Raw genomic sequence first — 19,062 nt, 5'->3', positions numbered from 1 at the left:
TCGATGGCCGGCAATCTGCGCCTCGCGCTCGCTCAGCTCAATTTATTGGTCGGTGATGTCGCTGGTAACGTCCAGCGAGTCATCGAAGCGGCACAACGCGCGCGCGATGAATTGAACGCGCAAGCGATCGTATTTCCCGAGCTTACGTTGACCAGCTATCCGCCGGAAGATTTGTTGCTGCGACCGGCATTGTTGGAGCGCGTCGAGCAGGGCTTGGCGGAGATCAATCGCGCCGTCGGCGGTATCGATATTCTCGTCGGTCATCCGCAACGCCACGACGGCAAGCTCTACAACGCCGCCTCGGTGTTGCGCGACGGCGCCATCCGCGCGACCTATTTCAAACACTCGTTGCCGAACTATGGTGTGTTCGACGAGAAGCGTTATTTCGTTGCCGGCAGCGCGCCTTGCGTCGTGCCGATCGCCGGCGTTCCGGTCGGTATTACGATCTGCGAGGACATGTGGGACAACGGCCCGATCGAGAAATCGGTCGATGCCGGCGCCCGACTCATCGTCAACATCAATGCCTCGCCGTATCACATCAACAAAGGCCAGCAACGCCTCGATCTGGCAGCGCGACATGCGCGTACACAGCGTGTGCCGTTGGTGTATCTCAATCTGGTCGGTGGCCAGGACGAATTGGTGTTCGACGGCGATTCATTCGTCGTCGATGCCGCCGGCCGTGTGACACGGCGCTTGCCGGCGTTTACCGAAGGTTTGTCTACCGTCGATTTCGAAACCGCCGTCGATGTGCGCCCAGTACGTGGCGAGATCGCGCCGGCATTGACGGAAGAGGAGAGCGTTTACAGCGCACTTGTGCTCGGCGTGCGCGACTATGTCGAGAAGAATCGCTTCGCCGGTGTCGTCCTCGGTCTTTCCGGCGGCATCGACTCGGCGTTGACGCTTTGTATCGCCGCCGACGCCATCGGCCCGCAGCGCGTCGAAGCGGTGATGATGCCGTCGCGCTACACCGCCGACATGAGTGTCGACGACGCGCGCGCGCAGGCCGAGGCGCTCGGTGTGACCCATCGCGTCATTCCGATCGAACCGATGTACCAGGCGTTCGTCGACGCGTTGCGCGAGCCGTTCAAGGGCAAGCCGGTGGATGCGACCGAAGAGAATATTCAAGCGCGTGTACGCGGTGTGCTGCTGATGGCGATTTCGAACAAGACCGGCAAAATGGTGCTCACCACCGGCAACAAGAGCGAGATGGCGGTCGGCTATGCCACGCTCTACGGCGACATGGCCGGCGGTTTCGCCGCGATTAAGGACGTGCCGAAGACCTTGGTCTATCGCGTTGCCGAGCTGCGTAATCGGCGGGTGGCGGTAATTCCGCGGCGCGTATTCGAGCGACCGCCGACCGCTGAGCTGCGCCCAGACCAGAAAGACACCGATTCCTTGCCGCCGTATGCAGTGCTCGATCCGATCATCGAGCGTTATGTCGAGCGCGATCAATCGCCCGAGGATATCATCGCTGCCGGTTTCGACGCGGCGACCGTGAAGCGCGTGACGGCGATGATCGACCGTAACGAGTACAAGCGCCGGCAAGCGCCGCCGGGGGTGCGCATCACGCCGCGTGCGTTCGGGCGCGATCGGCGTTACCCGATTACGTCGGGTGGCACGCGCTGATGGCGCTGGCTAGGCTGTTGGTATCACTCACTCACGACGATTTACAGGTAGACCGACATGAAGAAGATCGAAGCAGTCATCAAACCGTTCAAGCTCGACGACGTGCGCGAGGCGCTGTCCGAAGCCGGTGTTACCGGCCTTACCGTCACCGAAGTAAAAGGCTTCGGCCGGCAGAAGGGCCATACCGAGCTTTATCGCGGTGCCGAGTACGTGGTCGATTTTTTGCCGAAGGTGAAGATCGAAGTGGTCGTGAGCGACAGTCAGGTGGATCGTTGCATCGAAGCGATCGTCGCGGGTGCGCGCACCGGCAAGATCGGTGACGGTAAGATTTTCGTTACGCCGGTGGAGCAGGTGGTACGTATCCGCACCGGCGAGCGCGGCGAGGAAGCGATCTAAAGAAATCGTGCATCAGCACGCACCAACTCCCCCTCTCCCTCCGGGAGAGGGACGGGGTGAGGGATGCTTGTATCGGCAAGTGATCAAACCTCGCCTCCCTCACCCCAACCCCTCCCGGAGGGAGAGGGGATATACGTCATCCCTTCGCGTTAAGCTCCGCGATCTCTTTCAAATAACGACTCTGCGGAAAATTCTTTTCTAGAATCCGCTGCGTATCGTCGGCCAGCGACGTCAGCCCCATTTGTCGGTAGGCCTTGGTCTGGATACCGAGCGCGTGCTCGATCGCCGGTGTCCGCGGAAAGTTTTCGAGGGTGTACTTGCAGCGGTTGACGGCGGCGACATAGGCGCCGCGATCGAAGTAGAACCGAGCGACATGGATTTCGTAGTTCGCTTGCGCCTGCACCAAGTAGGTCATGCGCTGCGCGGCGTCTTTGGCATAACGGCTGTTGGGGAAACGATCGAGCAGCTCGCGGAAGGCGTTGTACGACTCGCGTACGCTGCGAATATCGCGATCCTGCAGGTCGTCGTCGTCGCCAAGCAGCGCCAGAATGATATTACGTTCGCCGCGGAAGTTGATCAGGCCTTTAAGGTAATAGGCGTAATCGACGTTCGGGTGCGTTGGATGCAGTCGAATAAAGCGATCGGCGGCGGCGATAGCAAGTGCCGGTTCACCGTCTTTGTGATGGGCGTAGGCGACCTCGAGTTGACCTTGCTCGGTGTAGCGGCCGTACGGGTAACGCGCTTCGAGCTGTTCATAGTTTTTGATAGCGGCGGTCCAATCGCCGGCGGCAGCGCGCTCGCGCGCTTCTTGGTAAAAACGTTCCGGGGTCCAATCCTTGGTCGGATCGTCTAACGAGATACACGCCGTCAGCAGGCTGAGCGCGGCGATGATAAGAATTCGAGCGATACGGTACATGGGGCCTCTCAAACGGGAGCGAAGCGGCTACACTGGGGCGCTACGATTTTGGCACGATCATACTGTCTGACATGACGAAAGCAAAGCTGCGGGTCGCTCATATCCCGGGCGATTACGCCGGCCGCCGGCTGGACCAGGCGCTGGCCGCGCTATTTCCCGATATCACGCGTTCGCAACTCCAGCAATGGATCGAGGAGGGCCGCGTGGCGCTCGACGATCGCGTGCCGCGCAAACGCGACAAAGTCGCGGGCGGCGAACGCGTTGAAATCAGGTTGCCGCCGCCGAAGGATGCCACTCCGGCGGCGGAAGCGATTCCGCTCGAGCTAGTGTACGAGGACGACAGCCTGCTGGTCATCAACAAGCCCGCCGGTCTGGTGGTGCATCCCGGTGCCGGCAATGCCGCCGGCACGTTGCTCAATGCGTTGTTGCATCACGCACCGGCGTTGGCGGATTTACCGCGTGCCGGCATCGTCCATCGCCTCGACAAAGAAACCTCCGGCTTGCTGGTCGTGGCGAAGACCGAGCGCGTGCGCCAACGCCTGATCCGGCAATTGGAAGCGCGCGACGTCGGTCGCGAATACATTGCTATCGTCAGTGGCGTACTTATCTCCGGTGGCACGGTCGATGCGCCGATCGGTCGACACCTACGCGACCGCACGCGCATGGCGGTAACCGATCGCGGCAAAGAAGCGATTAGTCATTATCGGGTGCTCAAAAAATATCGCGCGCATACCCTGGTGCAGGTCAATCTTCAATCCGGCCGCACCCATCAAATTCGCGTGCACATGGCGCACGTCGGTTACCCGGTGGTCGGCGATCCGGTTTACGGCGGGCGGTTGCGCCTGCCGACTGGCGCTAGCGCGGCATTGACCGAGTTGTTGCGTGGTTTCAAGCGCCAAGCGCTGCACGCGGCCAAGCTGTCGTTGACGCATCCGGAGTCGGACGAGCCGTTGTGCTGGATCGCCTCGGTACCGTCGGACATGAGCGTACTGATGGAAGCGTTGTCGCAGGATGCGGCGGAGCATGCCGGCTAGCCCGACGCTCTTGACAGGTTCGGGCGGCGCCGTCAGCGTGTCGTTATGCCGCGCGTCGTTTTTACCGCCAATCTGCAACGACACATCAGCTGCCCGACGTTCGTCGTCGCCGCCGATACCGCTTGGTTCGTGCCGGCGATCAAATGACGAATGCCGCGTGCCGGTGAATAACCAACTGGTGGTTACGCGCACGCGCGACGGCGGCAAAAGCTTCGAGGTATTGCGCACCGGACTACCGCAACAGCACAGTTATGATCTGGTCTATCGCCATGGGTTGACGATAGACGCTACCGGCAACTCGTTGGCGTTCGGCTCGACCACCGGCAATCTGTGGGTGTCCGATAATCAAGGCGATTCCTGGCAGCTCGTTTCGAGCTACTTGCCGCCGATCTATAGCGTACGCTTCGATGACTGATCGCCAACTTCAATTCCTCAATAACGAATGGCCGGCGCCGAAGGGTGTGCACGCGCTGACGACGACTCGCATCGGCGGCGCGAGCATCGGACCGTATCAGTCGTTTAATCTCGGCAGCCACGTCGGCGATCGTCCCAATGCCTTACGCAAAAATCGCGCGCTACTGCGCAAAGTGTTGCAGCTGCCCGCGCCGCCGGTATGGCTGAAACAAGTGCACGGCGTCGCGGTGATCGATGCCGCCGTGGCACATGTCGGTACGACGGCGGACGGTGCTTATACCCGGCGTAAGGGCATCGTCTGCGCAGTTCTCACCGCCGATTGTTTGCCGATCTTCCTGTGCAACCGCGCGGCGACCGAGGTCGCGGTGTTGCATGCCGGTTGGCGCGGTTTAGCCGCTGGCGTGGTTGAGGCCGGCATCAAAAAGATGCAATCGCCGCCCGCTGAGTTGTTCGCCTGGCTCGGTCCCGCCATCGGTCCGAACGCGTTCGAGGTCGGCGATGACGTGCGTACGGCATTCATCCAGCATGATGCCGCCGCGGCGCGTGCGTTTGTGCCGGGCGTCCCCGGCCGTTGGCTGGCGGATCTTTACATGCTCGCCGGCCGCCGGCTGCGTGCCGCCGGCGTCAATTCGGTGCAGGGCGGTCAATATTGCACGGTGACGCAAACCGATCTGTTCTTTTCGTTTCGCCGCGACGGTGCGACTGGGCGTATGGCGTCGCTCATTTGGCTCGAATAATTCGATGTCTACGGTATGATCGCTGCTGGTACCGCGCCATCCGAATAATCGCTGCATGGACCATTTGATCGTCTGGATTGTCGCCTTCACCGCCCTTGGCGTTGTGCTCAATATCCTCGTCGCGTCCCCCGGCTTTGCGTTGCCATCCTGTCGTCGTATAGCAATGGTCCGATCGTTACCGCTCGCAGGCGCGGATAAACGATGGATCTAACCACCCAGCTGATTTTACTCGGCGCGGTATTCCTGCTCGCGAGCATCGTCATGAGCGCCGCCGTGTCACGCGTCGGCGCGCCGTTGCTGCTGGTGTTTTTAGTGCTCGGCATGTTGGCGGGCGAGGAGGGGCCGGGCGGTATACGCTTCGACGACGTGCGTGCGGCGCACCTGGTCGGCACGATTGCGTTGGCCATCATTCTGTTCGACGGTGGCCTACGCACGCGGGCCGAGACATTTCGCGTCGGCTTGTGGCCGGCGCTGTCGCTGGCGACGGTCGGCGTGATCGTCACCGCCGTCATCACCGGATTTTTTGCCGCATGGGCGCTCAACCTGTCATTGCTGCAGGGTTTGTTGATCGGCGCTATCGTCGGCTCAACCGACGCGGCGGCGGTGTTCTCGCTGCTGCATGTGCATGGTATGGAGCTGAAGCAGCGCGTCGGCGCGACCCTCGAGATCGAGTCGGGCGTCAACGACCCGATGGCGGTATTCCTTACTATTGCCTTGATCGAGCTGTTGGCCGCCGGTCACACGACGGTCGACGTCGGCATGCTGTTCGATTTCATCCAAGAGATGACGGTCGGTGCCGCCATCGGTGTTGCCGCCGGTTACGGCCTCAGCTGGCTGATCAATCGCCTTAATTTGGTAACCGGTTTGTATCCGTTGCTGGCGGTGGCTGGCGGTCTTGTGACCTACGGCCTGGCGTCGGCGTTGCACAGTAGCGGCTTTCTCGCGATCTATCTCGCCGGTTTGGTACTGGGTAATCGCCGGCTGCATGCGGCGCAAAATATTTTGCGCGTGCATGACGGGCTCGCCTGGTTGGCGCAGATCGCTATGTTCCTCGTGCTCGGATTGTTGGTTACGCCGTCGGCGTTGCTCGATCACGCTCGGGCGGCGCTCGGTGTGGCGTTGGTGCTGATGTTGTTGGCGCGGCCGGCAGCGGTCTGGTTGTCGTTGTTACCGTTCCGCTTTCCCAAGCGCGAGCAGATCTATATCGCCTGGGTCGGGTTGCGCGGCGCGGTGCCGATTATTTTGGCGTTGTTCCCGTTGTTGGTCGGGCTCGACAACGCTCGGCTCTATTTCAATATCGCATTCTTCGTCGTGCTCGTGTCGCTGCTGGTACAAGGTTGGACGGTGGCGCCGGTAGCGCGCTGGCTCAATCTGCAAGTGCCGGGCAGCCGCGGCGCCGTGCAGCGCGTTAACTTAGAAGTGCCCGGTCAATACGATCAGGAATTTGTCGGTTATCGGATAACGGCCGACGCCGACGCAGCGGGTCAATCGCCAGAGCGATTGTATTTGCCCGACGGCGCGCGCTTGCTGACGGTGATTCGCGACGGTCGCAGTTGCGCGCCAACGGGAGTTAAGGAGTTGGCCGCCGGTGATTATGTCTACGTCATGGCACCGGGAACCACGGTCGATGCGCTCGATAAGATCTTCGCCACCGCGGCGCAACCGCAGCATCTGGAGGAGCATCACTTCTTCGGCGACTTCGTACTGAACGGCGACGCGCGCCTGGGCGATGTCGCGGCGATGTACGGCTTTACCATCGATTCGGAAATCGCGACCCGGACCTTGGGCGATTATTTGCGCGACGTGTTCAACGGCCGTCCGGTAGTCGGCGATCGTTGTCGCCTGGACAACGTCGAATTGGTGGTGCGCGAGATGCAGGGTGGGCTTATCAGCATTGTCGGTCTACGGTTGGTGCCGACATAGCCAAATTGAAACTGTTATCGATTTTCCAGCGCGTTCTGTGTCTGGTCAAATCGGCGGGCTTGCCGGAACATCTCGTTCGTCGATGAAAACTTTGCAGAAAGACTTGTCGCTATCGGCCGTCGTCGCCGGACTGGTAGCGGTGACTATCAGTTACGCCGGTCCGGCGTTGATTCTGTTCCAAGCGGCCAACGCCGCATCGCTTACGGCGGCGCAGCTCAGCTCATGGATTTGGGCGGTCTCGATCGGCAGCGGCATTACCGGTGTCGCCTTGAGTCTGCGTTACCGTACACCGGTGATTACCGCCTGGTCGACGCCCGGTGCGGCGTTGTTAGTCGTGAGCCTGCCAGGCGTCAGCTACAGCGACGCCATCGGTGCTTTCATTTTTGCCGCCGCCGTCATCGCCTTACTCGGCATCTCCGGTCTGTTCGAACGCCTCATGACGCGCCTGCCGCAGCAAATCGCGGCGGCCATGCTCGCCGGCATTTTGTTCCGCTTCGGCATCGACGTGTTCGCCGCCATCAAGACGCAGGCGGCGATGGTGATCGCAATGTTCGGGGCGTACGTGTTGCTGCGGCGGGCGCTACCGCGTTACGCCGTTGTCGGCGCGCTCGCGGTCGGCGTCGTTATCGCCGCATTCGGTGATTTGTTTGCGTTCAATGGATTTGCCTTGACCTTGGCGCAACCGCTGTGGACGACGCCGACATTCTCTTGGGCGACCCTCGTCAGCATCGGTGTGCCGCTTTGTTTGGTAACCATGACCGGTCAGCACATGCCGGGCATGGCGGTGCTGCGCACCGCCGGTTATCGCACCTCGGCCAATCCGCTGGTGAGCGTGACGTCGATCGGGGCGCTGCTGTTAGCGCCGTTCGGCGCACACGGCATTAATCTCGCCGCTATCACCGCTGCCATTTGCACCGGTCGCGAAGCACACGAAGACCCGAGTAAGCGTTATGTCGCCGGCGTCGTCGCCGGGCTGGCGTATGTTGTCATCGGTTTGTTCGGCGCCGCGTTGGTCGCGCTGTTCGCGGCGTTACCGAAAGAATTGATCGCGACCATCGCCGGGCTCGCATTGCTCGGCGCCATGACCGCGGGTCTTAGCAAAGCGATGGCGGATGAAGCCGAGCGCGAGAGCGCCTTCATTACCTTCATTGTCACTGCTTCCGGCGTTACGTTGCTGGGATTGGGTGCGGCGTTTTGGGGCTTAATCGCCGGCGTCGGTGCGCGCGTAATTTTGCACGGCAGTATTCAGCGGCGTTGGTCGGCGCGGCGTGCACGCCGCGATAAATCGGCGCCGTAGTTAACGGCGCTGCTCGATGCGCATCGATAAATCGATCGCGCGCAAGTTTTTGGTGATATCGCCGATCGAGATGTAATCCACGCCGGTTTCGGCTAAACCGCGGATATCGGCCAGCGTCACGCCGCCCGATACTTCGAGTTTTGCCCGGCCCGCCGTCTCGGCAACCGCTTGGCGGATATCGTCGCGCGAAAAATTGTCGAGCAAGATACGCTCAGCACCGGCGGCCAGGGCCTCGTGCAATTCCGGCAGATTCTCCACCTCGACTTCGACGAAGACGCCCGCCGGCGCGCTTGCCTTAGCGGCGCCGACGGCGGCGGTAATCGAGCCGGCGGCGGCGATGTGGTTCTCTTTAATAAGAATGCCGTCGTATAGCCCGACCCGGTGATTTTGCGCGCCGCCGCAGCGGACCGCGTATTTTTGCGCCAGCCGCATGCCCGGCAAGGTTTTGCGGGTATCAAGGATAATGGTACGCGTGCCGCGGATCGCATCGACGTAGCGCCGTGCCGCGCTGGCAGTGCCGGATAGCGCCTGTAGGAAATTGAGGGCGCTGCGCTCGCCGGTCAGTAAGCCGCGCGCCGGACCCTGTAATTGACACAACCGTTGGCCGGCGCCGACCGCGTCGCCGTCGTTTGCGTCCCAGGTAATGCGGATCTGCGGTTCGACCTGGTGGAAAACCTCGTCGAACCAAGCACAACCGCAGAGTATGGTGTCTTCGCGGGTGATGACGCTCGCGTGGGTGGTTCCGGTTGCTGGGATCAATGCCGCTGTCAGGTCGCCATTGCCGATATCCTCGGCTAAAGCGATGCGGACGGCGGCAGCGATAGTGTCAGTAGGGGGAAGGTTGGGTGCGTTCATGGCTGACCGAGTCTAGCCAAATCTCGGCGGCGGCGTCGAGTCTGCGAGAAAGCGGCATATCGTCACGCATCGACTTTGATTTGCATTGACACCGATTAGCAGTGCGTTATCCTCCTGCGCGTGCACTCACCCTTCAGAAAATAACAATACGGTTTATCTGAAAATCTCGTGACTCGCTCAGCGACCTCGAATCCCGCCAGCCGTCGCGAGATCTTCGCCTGGGCGATGTACGATTTCGCCAATTCCGGTTACACCACCGTCGTCTTGACCGCTATCTTCAATGCCTATTTCGTCGGTGTGGTTGCCGGCGGTGCCGTCGACCGCTCCGCCAGGGCGACGCTGTTGTGGACCGTGGCAATGGCGATTACCAATTTTCTCGTGCTGATCAGCGCGCCGGTGCTCGGTGCCATCGCCGATCACGGCGCCCACAAGAAGCGCTTTCTGGCATTGACCACGATCGGCTGTGTGCTGTTTACCGCCGCGCTCGGATTCGTCGGCGACGGCGATGTGGTTCTCGGCATGGCGTTGGTCATCGTTGCCAGCATCATGTTCGCTAGCGGCGAAAATTTTATCGCGGCGTTCTTGCCCGAGATCGCCGCCGAACAAAATATGGCTCGCATCTCCGGCTACGGTTGGTCGCTCGGTTACATCGGCGGCTTGCTGGTGTTGGGAATGTGCTTGATGTATCTGCAGTCGGCCGGCGCCCGCGGCCAGCCGGCGGCGGCATCGGTGCCGGTGACGATGTGGATCACCGCGGCGATGTTCGCGTTGGCGTCGTTGCCGACATTCCTCTGGCTGCGCGAACGCGCCGTACCGCAGCCGTTAGCGCCGGGCGAAAGTTACGTCAGCATCGGCTTCAAACGCGTCGGCCATACACTGCGGCATGTGCGCCACTACCGCGATCTGTTTCGTTTTTTGCTGGTGCTCGCGATTTATTATTGCGGCATTAATACCGTCGTCGTTTTAGCGGCGGTCTATGCGCAAGAGGTGATGGGTTTCAGCATGAGCGAGAGCATCGTGCTCATCTTGGTGGTAAACGTCACCGCCGCGGTCGGTGCCTTCGCCTTTGGCATGTTCCAAGATCGGCTCGGATCGGTGCGGACGTTGGCAATCGCCTTGCTGTTATGGGCGGTGGCGCTGGTGCTGGCCTACTTCACCGACGGCCGCGCCGGTTTTTGGGTCGTGGCTAATCTGGTCGGCGTTGCGCTCGGTTCCAGTCAGTCGGCCGGCCGAGCGCTGGTCGGAAAATTTTCGCCGCCGGAACGCGCGGCCGAGTTTTTCGGTTTGTGGGGTTTAGCCGGTAAGCTCGCTGCGGTCGTTGGACCGCTGACATATGGATTTATCACCTATCTCTCGAACGGTAACCATCGATTAGCGTTGTTGGCCACGTCGATTTTTTTTATCGTCGGTCTAGCGTTGCTCTTTAGTGTCGACGAACGCCGCGGTCGCGCCGCCGCATTGGCGGCCTCATGAATGGCGCTTGGTTAGCCGGCATCTTTTTCGTTGCGCTCGGTGTTTGGCTGCTGCGCCGATTCATCGCCATTTGCGAAGTCGCCAATCAGGCAGAGTGGGGCAGCGCCTGGTTGAATTGGCTCGACGGTTTGAACCGACTTTTTTGCTGCAGGTTTCATGGCTTGCCGACCGAAATATTGCCGATCCCAGAGCGCGGTCCGGTGCTGATCGCCAGCAATCACGTCTCCGGTCTCGATCCGTTGTTGCTGATCGCCGCCAGCCGCCGGCCATTGCGCTTTATCATTGCCCAGGAGCAGTACGATCGCTGGTATTTGCGCTGGCTGTTTCGCGCCGTCGGTTGCATACCGATTACGCGCGAGCACGATCCGCGTCGTGCACTTTACTTGGCGCGGCAAGCGCTGGCGCGCGGTGAAGTGGTGGCGCTGTTTCCGCAGGGACAGATTCGCCCCGACCATCAGCCGCCAAAACCGCTCAAGCGCGGTATCGTGCTGCTGTCGAAGATGAGTGGTGCGCCGGTAGTGCCGGTGCGGATCAATGGCGTGCGCGGTCAGGGTTTTACCGTGCGCGCGGTGTTCATGCGCAGCCGCGCACGCATCGAGAAACGGCCGTTACTACGTTGCCGCGATCACACTGCTGAGTCGTGCCTCGAACAATTGAGCGAAGCGTTACATACAAAACAGGTAGCGAGCTAACAATGTCGATGGAGACTTGGGAGCTGTTGAGTTACGTCGTCACCGTGGTTGGCTTGCCGCTCGCCATCTTCGTCTTCATTTACGAACAGCGTAAGGAACGCGCCAATGAAGAAGACGAGGTCTATCAAGCGCTGTCCGATAACTATCAAGATTTCTTAAGGGTCGTGCTCGACAATCCGGACCTGCGTTTGTTCGTGCCAACGAGCACGCCGAACCTGACCGACGAGCAACGCCAGCGCATGATGATCATCTTCGATATGCTGATCTCATTGTTCGAGCGCGCCTACCTGCTATTGCACGAGCATGCTATGTCGCCGATCCAGTTGCGGCGCTGGCGCTCGTGGGAGGACTACATGGGCGAGTGGTGCGAACGCGAGGATTTCCGTACGGCATTGCCGACCTTGTTAAAAGGTGAGGACCCTGAATTCGTGCGCTATATCCAGGCGGTAGCCACGCGTAACGAGTCGGAGTCTGGGACTAAGAACGGCGGTTAGATTGTCTAGGAATAAATTTGGCCACGGAGGCGGTCGTGAAACGCAAGAAACTTCGGTTCGGTAAGGGATTTCGCGTCATCTTCGGCAACCGTCATGCGCAAGCGGCGGAGATGGTGTTGCCGCCTGGCGATGCCGATGACGATCCGGATAACCGCCATCGGGGTAGCGATCAATGGCTTTACGTCGTCGCCGGCACCGGTACCGCTCTCGTCAACGGCCGGCGGTTGCCGCTAGCGGCGGGCACGTTGCTGTTGATCGAGCGCGGCGACCGTCACCAAATTCTCAATACCGGCCGGACACCGTTAAAAACGCTCAATATCTATGTCCCGCCGGCCTACACCAAGAGCGGCGACGAGTTGCCGCGCGGCCGTAAGTAGTGTTCCGCCGCTGCGGCAGACTTGAAATAGGCCGGAAGACTCCCATTTAGACACAATAGTCATCGACCGAGATGGGGACCTTCGCATGCGTATGGATAAATTGACCTCGAAGTTCCAGGCGGCGTTGGCCGAGGCACAAAGCCTCGCCCTCGGGCGTGATCATCAATTCATCGAGCCGGTGCATTTAATGGCGGCGTTGCTCGATCAAGCGGGCGGTAGCACGCGCCATCTGCTCATGCAGAGCGACGTGAACCTCAATGCGCTGCGCTCGAAGATCGGCGAAGCGCTCGAACGTCTGTCGACGGTACACGGTGCCGGCGGCGAAGTGCATGTCTCGAACGATCTTGGCAAGCTGCTCAATCTCACCGACAAGTACGCGCAGAAGCGCGGCGACGAGTACATCTCGAGCGAACTGTTTCTGCTGGCGGCGTTGGAAGACAAAGGCGATCTCGGGCGTATCCTGCGCGAAGCCGGCGCCTCCAAGAACGGCATCGAGAAGGCGATCGACGCCATGCGCGGCGGTCAGAAGGTTGCCGATCCGAACGCCGAAGAAACGCGCCAAGCCTTACAGAAATACACGGTCGATCTGACCGAACGGGCTGAGCAGGGCAAGCTCGATCCCGTTATCGGTCGCGACGAAGAAATTCGCCGGGTCGTACAAATCTTGCAACGGCGTACCAAGAACAACCCGGTGTTGATCGGCGAACCCGGTGTCGGCAAGACCGCCATCGTCGAAGGCTTAGCGCAACGCATCGTCAACGGTGAAGTACCGGAGGGGTTAAAGAGCAAGCGGCTGTTGTCGCTCGACATGGCGGCGCTGATCGCCGGCGCTAAATTCCGCGGCGAGTTCGAAGAGCGGTTGAAGGCGGTGCTGAACGACGTCGCCAAGCAACAAGGCAACGTCATCCTCTTCATCGACGAGCTGCACACTATCGTCGGCGCCGGCAAAGCCGAAGGCGCAATCGACGCCGGCAACATGTTGAAGCCGGCGCTGGCACGCGGCGAGCTGCATGCGGTCGGTGCCACCACGCTCGACGAGTATCGCAAGTACATCGAAAAGGACGCGGCGCTCGAGCGGCGCTTTCAAAAGGTATTGGTCGACGAGCCGTCGGTCGAAGACACCATCGCCATCCTGCGCGGCCTGAAAGAAAAATACGAAGTGCACCATGGCATCGACATCACCGACCCGGCGATCGTCGCCGCGGCGACGTTGTCGCATCGCTATATCACCGACCGGCAGTTACCGGATAAGGCGATCGACTTGATCGACGAGGCGGCGGCGCGCATCCGCATGGAGATCGACTCCAAGCCCGAGTCGATGGATCGGCTCGAACGTCGTTTGATTCAGCTGAAGATCGAGCGCGAGGCCTTGAAGAAAGAGCCGGACGAGGCGTCGAAGAAGCGCTTGTCCATGCTCGAAGGCGAGATTCAAAAGATCGAGCGCGAATACGCCGACCTCGAAGAAATTTGGAAGGCTGAAAAGTCGCAAGTGGTCGGCAGCGCGCACGTTAAGGAAGAGCTCGAACGCGCGCGCCTGGAGCTCGAGACCGCGCGCCGCGCCGGTGATCTCACGCGCATGGCCGAGTTGCAGTACGGCCGCATCCCCGAGCTCGACAAGCAGTTGGCGAGTGCGTCGGCGCAGGAAGGCAAGGGCCAGGAATTCAAGTTGCTGCGCAATTCAGTCACCGAAAATGAAATTGCCGAGATCGTCTCGCGTTGGACCGGCATTCCGATGGCAAAGATGATGGAGGGCGAGCGCGAGAAGTTGCTGCGCATGGAAGACGATCTGGGTCGACGCGTCGTCGGCCAAGATGAAGCGATCAAGGCGGTGTCGAATGCCATTCGCCGTTCGCGCGCCGGTCTGTCCGACCCACGTCGGCCGTACGGCTCGTTCTTGTTCCTCGGCCCTACCGGTGTCGGCAAGACCGAGCTGACGAAAGCACTGGCATCGTTCCTGTTCGATACCGATGAAGCGATGGTGCGCATCGATATGTCCGAGTTCATGGAGAAGCATTCGGTCGCGCGCCTGATCGGCGCACCGCCGGGTTATGTCGGTTACGAAGAGGGCGGTTATTTAACCGAAGCGGTGCGGCGCAAACCGTATTCGGTGATCCTGCTCGACGAGGTCGAGAAGGCGCATCCGGACGTATTCAACGTGTTGTTGCAGGTGCTCGATGACGGTCGCCTTACCGACGGCCAAGGGCGTACGGTCGATTTCCGCAATACCGTCGTTATCATGACCTCGAACCTCGGGTCGACCGTAATTCAAGAGATGCCCGGCGAAGAATATTATGCGCGCATGAAGCACGCCGTCATGGAAATTGTCGGCCAACACTTTCGGCCGGAGTTTATAAATCGCATCGATGACATCGTCGTATTTCATTCGCTCGGTCGCGAACATTTACATCGGATCGCTGAGTTGCAAATCCAATATTTGCGTCAGCGTCTAAAGACGCGTGACATGGATTTAGAACTGACGCGTGCCGCGCTCGATCGGCTGGCCGAGGCCGGTTTCGATCCGGTTTACGGCGCGCGGCCGCTCCGGCGCGCGATCCAGCAGACGATCGAAAACCCGCTGGCTCAGGAAATCCTTGCCGGGAAGTTTGGTCCGAAGGATGTTATCCTCGTCGACGCGGCGCCGGATCGACTCGTGTTCCGCAAAAAATTTGCGGCGCAGCAGACCAGTGCCGCGTAACACCGCCCGAATCCCCTCCGGCCGAAGCGGGGGAAGAAGTAAAAAGGCAAATGGCCTGTGAACTTTTCGGGGTTTGTCGGATCCATGGGCTTAGGTCCTCGTCTCTGGAGCACATAACAAGATGACTATCGAAAGACGTTCTTTCCGGATTGGTTTGATCGCCGGCCTACTTTTATTTGCCGGTTTAATTGCCGGCGTCGTCATGAGTCCGCATTTCGGTTGGATGGCCGAGGCCGGCAGCGCTGAAGCGGCGGCGCCAGCCCCGCTACCGTTACCGACACCGGTAACGGCCGGGCCGAACTTCGTGCCGATCGTCAAAGCGGCAACACCCGCGGTCGTTAATATTTCTACGTCCCGTGTTATTCGCAGCGGTGGTGGCGGCAGCGGCAGCGAGCAGCAGATGTCGCCGTTCATGGACGATCCGTTCTTTCGCCAATTTTTCGGTGACGAGTTTTATAAGCGTTTTCAGGTGCCGCGTGAACGGCGCGAAAACAGCCTCGGCAGCGGTGTGATCGTTTCTAAAGAAGGTTATATCGTCACCAACAACCACGTCGTCGCCAAAGCCGACGAGATCAAAGTGCTGCTTAACGACAAGCGCGAATTCGTCGGCAAGGTCGTCGGCACCGATCCTAAGACAGACATCGCCGTCGTTAAAATCAACGTCAAAGGCGATCTGCCGGTCATTCCGTGGGGCGATTCCGACAAACTAGATGTGGGCGAATATATCCTCGCCATCGGTAATCCGTTTGCACTGAACTCAACTGTCACTATGGGCATCGTCAGTGCAGTCGGCCGCGCTAACGTGGGCATCGCCGACTACGAAGACTTCATTCAAACCGATGCGGCGATCAATCCGGGTAACTCCGGCGGCGCATTGGTGAACACACGCGGCGAGCTCGTCGGTATCAATACCGCGATTTTCTCGCGCAGCGGCGGCTATATGGGGATTGGTTTCGCCGTGCCGTCTAACATGACGCGGGCGGTGATGGACAGTCTCATCAAAAATGGCAAAGTCACGCGCGGCTGGCTCGGTGTTTCCATCCAGGAAGTCACGCAGAACCTCGCCAAGCAATTTGGCTTGACCGAATCGAGAGGCGCGTTGGTCAGCGAGGTGATTCCTGACAGCCCGGCGGCAGCGTCGGGTATCAAGTCGGGCGACGTCATCGTCGCGCTCGAAGGCCGGCCAGTCGAGAGCCCGCAGGTATTGCGCAATATGGTGGCGCAAGTGCCGATCGGTAAGACCGTCAAGGTCGACGTGCTGCGCGAAAACAAGAAGCAGACGTTCAACGTCAAGATCGCCGAGCAACCGAAAGAGGTTGCGCAGGCGGAGAACTCGGACGAAACCTTGGAAGGCGACGAGGGTAGCAAGTCTGTACTCGCTGGCCTGCAAGTGAGCAACCTCACGCCAGATATCATTCGGCAATTAGGTTTGCCGTCCAGCACGACCGGCGTCGTTGTGACGGGCGTTGCCCCGGATAGCCCGGCGGCTGTCGCCGGCGTCGAGCCGGGCGATGTCATCATGGAAATCAATCGGCAGACGATTCGGTCCGTGGCTGATCTAAAACGTCTGAACGGCAAGCTGTCGAAGAGTGAAGGAACATTGCTGCGCATTAATCGTCAGGGGAATAAGTTGTTCATTGTCGTTAAGCCGTAAGCAGCAATGCCTAAGGGGCCGGACTTCCGGCCCCTTTTGTTTTGGATAAAAAAACGCGAAGAGGGTGCGATGCCAAAAGCGATACGCCTGTCCGCTACCGGAGGTCCCGAGACGTTGCGCTGGGAAGAATACGATCCCGGTCCGCCGGCGCCGGGTGAGGCGCGTATTCGTCAAGAAGCGATCGGCCTAAATTTTATCGACGTTTATCACCGCACCGGCTTTTACGCCTTACCGACGTATCCGGTGACGATAGGCGCGGAAGGCGCCGGCATCGTCGAAGCGATCGGTGCCGGCGTCACCGAAGTCGCTGTTGGCGATCGTGTGGCTTACGCAAGCTTGCTGGGTGCCTATGCCGAAGTGCGTCTGGCACCATCGAATCGCTTGGTTAAATTACCGGGCGATATTTCCACGCAACAGGCGGCCGGGATGATGCTGAAGGGCATGACCGTGCGTTATCTGTTGTACGGTTGTTATCCGGTTAAGCGTGGCGACACGATCCTGGTGCATGCCGCCGCCGGCGGCGTCGGGCAGATTCTCTGCCAGTGGGCGAAGCATCTCGGCGCCACCATCATCGGTACCGCCGGCTCGGTGAAGAAAGCCGATATCGCTCGCGCCAACGGCTGTGATCATGTGATTCTGTATAACGACGACGACTTCGTTGCGCGCACGCGTGAGATCACCGGCGGTCGCGGGGTCGATGTCGTCTACGACTCTGTTGGTCGTGCCACGTTTTTGAAGTCACTCGATTGTGTGCGCTCGCGCGGTACGTTGGTCAGCTTCGGCCAGTCGTCCGGCAAGGTCGAACCGTTCGACGTTAGCTTGCTTGCTGCTAAGGGCTCGCTATTTCTTACGCGGCCGGTGTTGAACGAATATATCGCTCGACGTGAAGACCTGCTTGCCCACGCGCATGATCTGTTCACTGTCGTGCAGTCTGGCGCTGTCAAAATCGACATACGTCATACCTATCCGCTGGCGGAAGCGGCACGCGCCCATAGCGATCTAGAAGCGCGACGCACCACCGGCTCAACGGTGTTGTTGCCCTAGTAAAGATTGTTGTGGCAACGTTGCGCGTAAAGGTGGTGCCGAAGGCGTCGCGCAATGGACTCGTCGGTTGGATGGGCGATACGTTGAAGCTGCGTGTGACAGCTGCGCCGGAGCGCGGCAAGGCGAATGCAGCGGTCATTGCCTTGATTGCCGAATCATTGCAGCTGGCGCGTAAACGTGTCCGGCTTGTTGCCGGTGAAACAAGTGAAAGAAAAATTATCGAAGTCGATGTCCTCGATGACGCAGAGTTGCAACGTCGTATCGACAAAATATTAACGAGTTAATCACATTAAGAAACCCTTGTGAGGCAACGGACTCGTCGTGCGTGCTGTGCCTATGCACTGAGGTCTGAATAGGTTATTTTCTGCGATCGCCTTTGCCGCAGCGCGGCGCGCTACTCTTTGGGATGATGAGGTAATCGATCGATGGAAATCGAAGCAATAAAAACTGCCTATCGACGTTACGCCAAACTTTACGATCTTTATTTTGGCGCAGTCTTTCAGCCTGGCCGCCGCGCCGTTATCGAGCGTATGAATTGTCGGCCGGGGCAACGCATCCTCGAAGTCGGTGTAGGCACTGGCTTGTCTTTGCCGCTGTATCCTGCCGGTACTCGGGTTGCGGGCATCGATATCTCTCCAGAAATGCTCGAGCGAGCACGCTCGCGTTTAACGCGAGAAGGAATTTATCGCGGTGTCGAGCTACACGTGATGGACGCCGAGCGCATGCTGTTCGCCGATAACAGCTTCGACAAAGTGGTGGCAATGTACGTGGTCTCGGTGGTTCCGCATCCGCAGCGATTGGTCGACGAGATGCGACGAGTTTGTAAAGCTGACGGCGAAATATTTATCGTCAATCACTTTCACAGTCCCAATCCCATCGTCGGCGGCGTCGAAAGTATGCTCGCGCCGCTGTCGCGCTTGGTCGGGTTTCACCCGGATTTTTCGCTCGATACATTTGTGCGTGATACCAATTTAGAAGTCTGCGATAAGCAACGCGTAAACCTATTTGGATATTGGAGCTTATTGCGGGCGCGTAACAATAAAGAACGCCTGATGCCGGTATCCCTTAACGCCACAGCATAGTTATACCCTCCAACCCGCGGGAACTGAATTACCGCTACTGCGGTCCATTACCACATCAATGCTTGTGGGCGACGATCAGCCGCCGGGTGCCGGTGCCGACAGCTCGATCTGCGCTGCACGCCGCGCTAATCGCGCTAGCAACGTCTGTGGCAGCCGCCGCCAACCGAGACTAAACAAGCGTTGCCGGCCGATCCAGACGCGTTGTAGCAGCTCTAGGGCGTGTCACCAATTACGCCAACCACACCCAAATAGCCGCACAATAAATACCCGCCAGGAAGTTACGCGCCCGTTTGTCATAGCGCGTGGCAACGGCGCGGAATTGTTTGAGTTTGGCAAAGAAGTTTTCGATGAGG

The 19,062-nt window shown here is 59.6% G+C and carries 19 protein-coding genes; 16 read left to right on the top strand and 3 right to left on the bottom strand.

Going from position 1 to position 19,062, the window contains the following annotated elements:
- The first annotated feature begins 3 nt into the window (after positions 1-3).
- Both HY308_01955 and HY308_01950 read left to right on the top strand, forming a co-directional pair.
- The gene (locus HY308_01955; protein MBI3897040.1) at positions 4-1,626 is read left to right on the top strand and encodes an NAD+ synthase; all 1,623 of its coding nucleotides are present in this window, start codon (positions 4-6) and stop codon (positions 1,624-1,626) included.
- Between the two features lie 57 nt (positions 1,627-1,683).
- Positions 1,684-2,022, top strand: a complete 339-nt coding sequence (locus HY308_01950; protein ID MBI3897039.1) for a P-II family nitrogen regulator — start codon at positions 1,684-1,686, stop codon at positions 2,020-2,022.
- Positions 2,023-2,158: 136 nt separating this feature from the next.
- Here HY308_01950 and HY308_01945 read toward each other — a convergent pair whose 3' ends face one another.
- Positions 2,159-2,938 (bottom strand): outer membrane protein assembly factor BamD, encoded by a 780-nt coding sequence (locus HY308_01945; GenBank protein MBI3897038.1) that lies wholly within the window; start codon positions 2,936-2,938, stop codon positions 2,159-2,161.
- 71 nt (positions 2,939-3,009) lie between these two features.
- On the opposite strand from HY308_01945, the gene rluD reads away from it, so the two are divergent.
- The 5 genes from rluD (at position 3,010) to benE (ending at position 8,343) form a co-directional block, all read left to right on the top strand.
- Positions 3,010-3,972: a 23S rRNA pseudouridine(1911/1915/1917) synthase RluD gene (gene rluD, locus HY308_01940; protein MBI3897037.1), complete on the top strand. Its 963-nt coding sequence runs from the start codon at positions 3,010-3,012 to the stop codon at positions 3,970-3,972.
- Between the two features lie 157 nt (positions 3,973-4,129).
- Complete coding sequence (locus tag HY308_01935) at positions 4,130-4,387, top strand: hypothetical protein (protein MBI3897036.1); 258 nt, start codon at positions 4,130-4,132, stop codon at positions 4,385-4,387.
- A complete protein-coding gene (pgeF, locus tag HY308_01930; GenBank protein MBI3897035.1) occupies positions 4,380-5,123 on the top strand; it encodes a peptidoglycan editing factor PgeF in 744 nt (247 codons plus the stop codon). Before HY308_01935 ends, pgeF begins: the two co-directional genes overlap by 8 nt.
- 201 nt (positions 5,124-5,324) lie before the next feature.
- A complete protein-coding gene (locus HY308_01925; protein ID MBI3897034.1) occupies positions 5,325-7,046 on the top strand; it encodes a potassium/proton antiporter in 1,722 nt (573 codons plus the stop codon).
- A gap of 82 nt (positions 7,047-7,128) precedes the next feature.
- Positions 7,129-8,343 carry a benzoate/H(+) symporter BenE family transporter gene (gene benE, locus HY308_01920; protein MBI3897033.1) on the top strand — a complete coding sequence of 405 codons (1,215 nt, stop codon included), beginning with the start codon at positions 7,129-7,131 and terminating at the stop codon, positions 8,341-8,343.
- Here benE and nadC read toward each other — a convergent pair whose 3' ends face one another.
- Positions 8,344-9,198: a carboxylating nicotinate-nucleotide diphosphorylase gene (gene nadC / locus HY308_01915; protein MBI3897032.1), complete on the bottom strand. Its 855-nt coding sequence runs from the start codon at positions 9,196-9,198 to the stop codon at positions 8,344-8,346.
- Between the two features lie 168 nt (positions 9,199-9,366).
- Between nadC and HY308_01910 the strand changes: the two genes are divergently transcribed.
- The 9 genes from HY308_01910 (at position 9,367) to HY308_01870 (ending at position 18,709) form a co-directional block, all read left to right on the top strand.
- Complete coding sequence (locus tag HY308_01910) at positions 9,367-10,671, top strand: MFS transporter (GenBank protein ID MBI3897031.1); 1,305 nt, start codon at positions 9,367-9,369, stop codon at positions 10,669-10,671.
- On the top strand, positions 10,668-11,363 hold the full coding sequence (locus tag HY308_01905; GenBank protein ID MBI3897030.1) for a 1-acyl-sn-glycerol-3-phosphate acyltransferase: 696 nt from the start codon (positions 10,668-10,670) through the stop codon (positions 11,361-11,363). Before HY308_01910 ends, HY308_01905 begins: the two co-directional genes overlap by 4 nt.
- 2 nt (positions 11,364-11,365) lie before the next feature.
- Positions 11,366-11,857: a hypothetical protein gene (locus HY308_01900; GenBank protein MBI3897029.1), complete on the top strand. Its 492-nt coding sequence runs from the start codon at positions 11,366-11,368 to the stop codon at positions 11,855-11,857.
- 110 nt (positions 11,858-11,967) lie between these two features.
- Positions 11,968-12,234, top strand: coding sequence for a cupin domain-containing protein (locus tag HY308_01895; GenBank protein MBI3897028.1), 267 nt, complete (start codon positions 11,968-11,970; stop codon positions 12,232-12,234).
- A gap of 85 nt (positions 12,235-12,319) precedes the next feature.
- Positions 12,320-14,929 (top strand): ATP-dependent chaperone ClpB, encoded by a 2,610-nt coding sequence (gene clpB / locus HY308_01890; GenBank protein MBI3897027.1) that lies wholly within the window; start codon positions 12,320-12,322, stop codon positions 14,927-14,929.
- Positions 14,930-15,050: 121 nt separating this feature from the next.
- Positions 15,051-16,583, top strand: coding sequence for a DegQ family serine endoprotease (locus HY308_01885; protein ID MBI3897026.1), 1,533 nt, complete (start codon positions 15,051-15,053; stop codon positions 16,581-16,583).
- A 69-nt stretch (positions 16,584-16,652) separates the two neighbouring features.
- On the top strand, positions 16,653-17,627 hold the full coding sequence (locus HY308_01880; GenBank protein ID MBI3897025.1) for a quinone oxidoreductase: 975 nt from the start codon (positions 16,653-16,655) through the stop codon (positions 17,625-17,627).
- An 11-nt stretch (positions 17,628-17,638) separates the two neighbouring features.
- Entirely contained in the window at positions 17,639-17,911 is a 273-nt protein-coding gene (locus tag HY308_01875; GenBank protein MBI3897024.1) for a DUF167 domain-containing protein, read from the top strand.
- Positions 17,912-18,052: 141 nt separating this feature from the next.
- Positions 18,053-18,709: a methyltransferase domain-containing protein gene (locus tag HY308_01870; protein MBI3897023.1), complete on the top strand. Its 657-nt coding sequence runs from the start codon at positions 18,053-18,055 to the stop codon at positions 18,707-18,709.
- A gap of 229 nt (positions 18,710-18,938) precedes the next feature.
- Here the strand turns inward: HY308_01870 and HY308_01865 are convergent.
- On the bottom strand, positions 18,939-19,062 hold a 124-nt coding region (locus HY308_01865; GenBank protein MBI3897022.1), incomplete at its 5' end, for a transposase.

It is taken from the genome of Gammaproteobacteria bacterium (assembly GCA_016199745.1).
GTDB lineage: Bacteria > Pseudomonadota > Gammaproteobacteria > Acidiferrobacterales > Sulfurifustaceae > JACQFZ01.
Note: the sequence above shows the minus strand (reverse complement) of the source record. Positions and strands in the feature narration are given on the sequence as shown.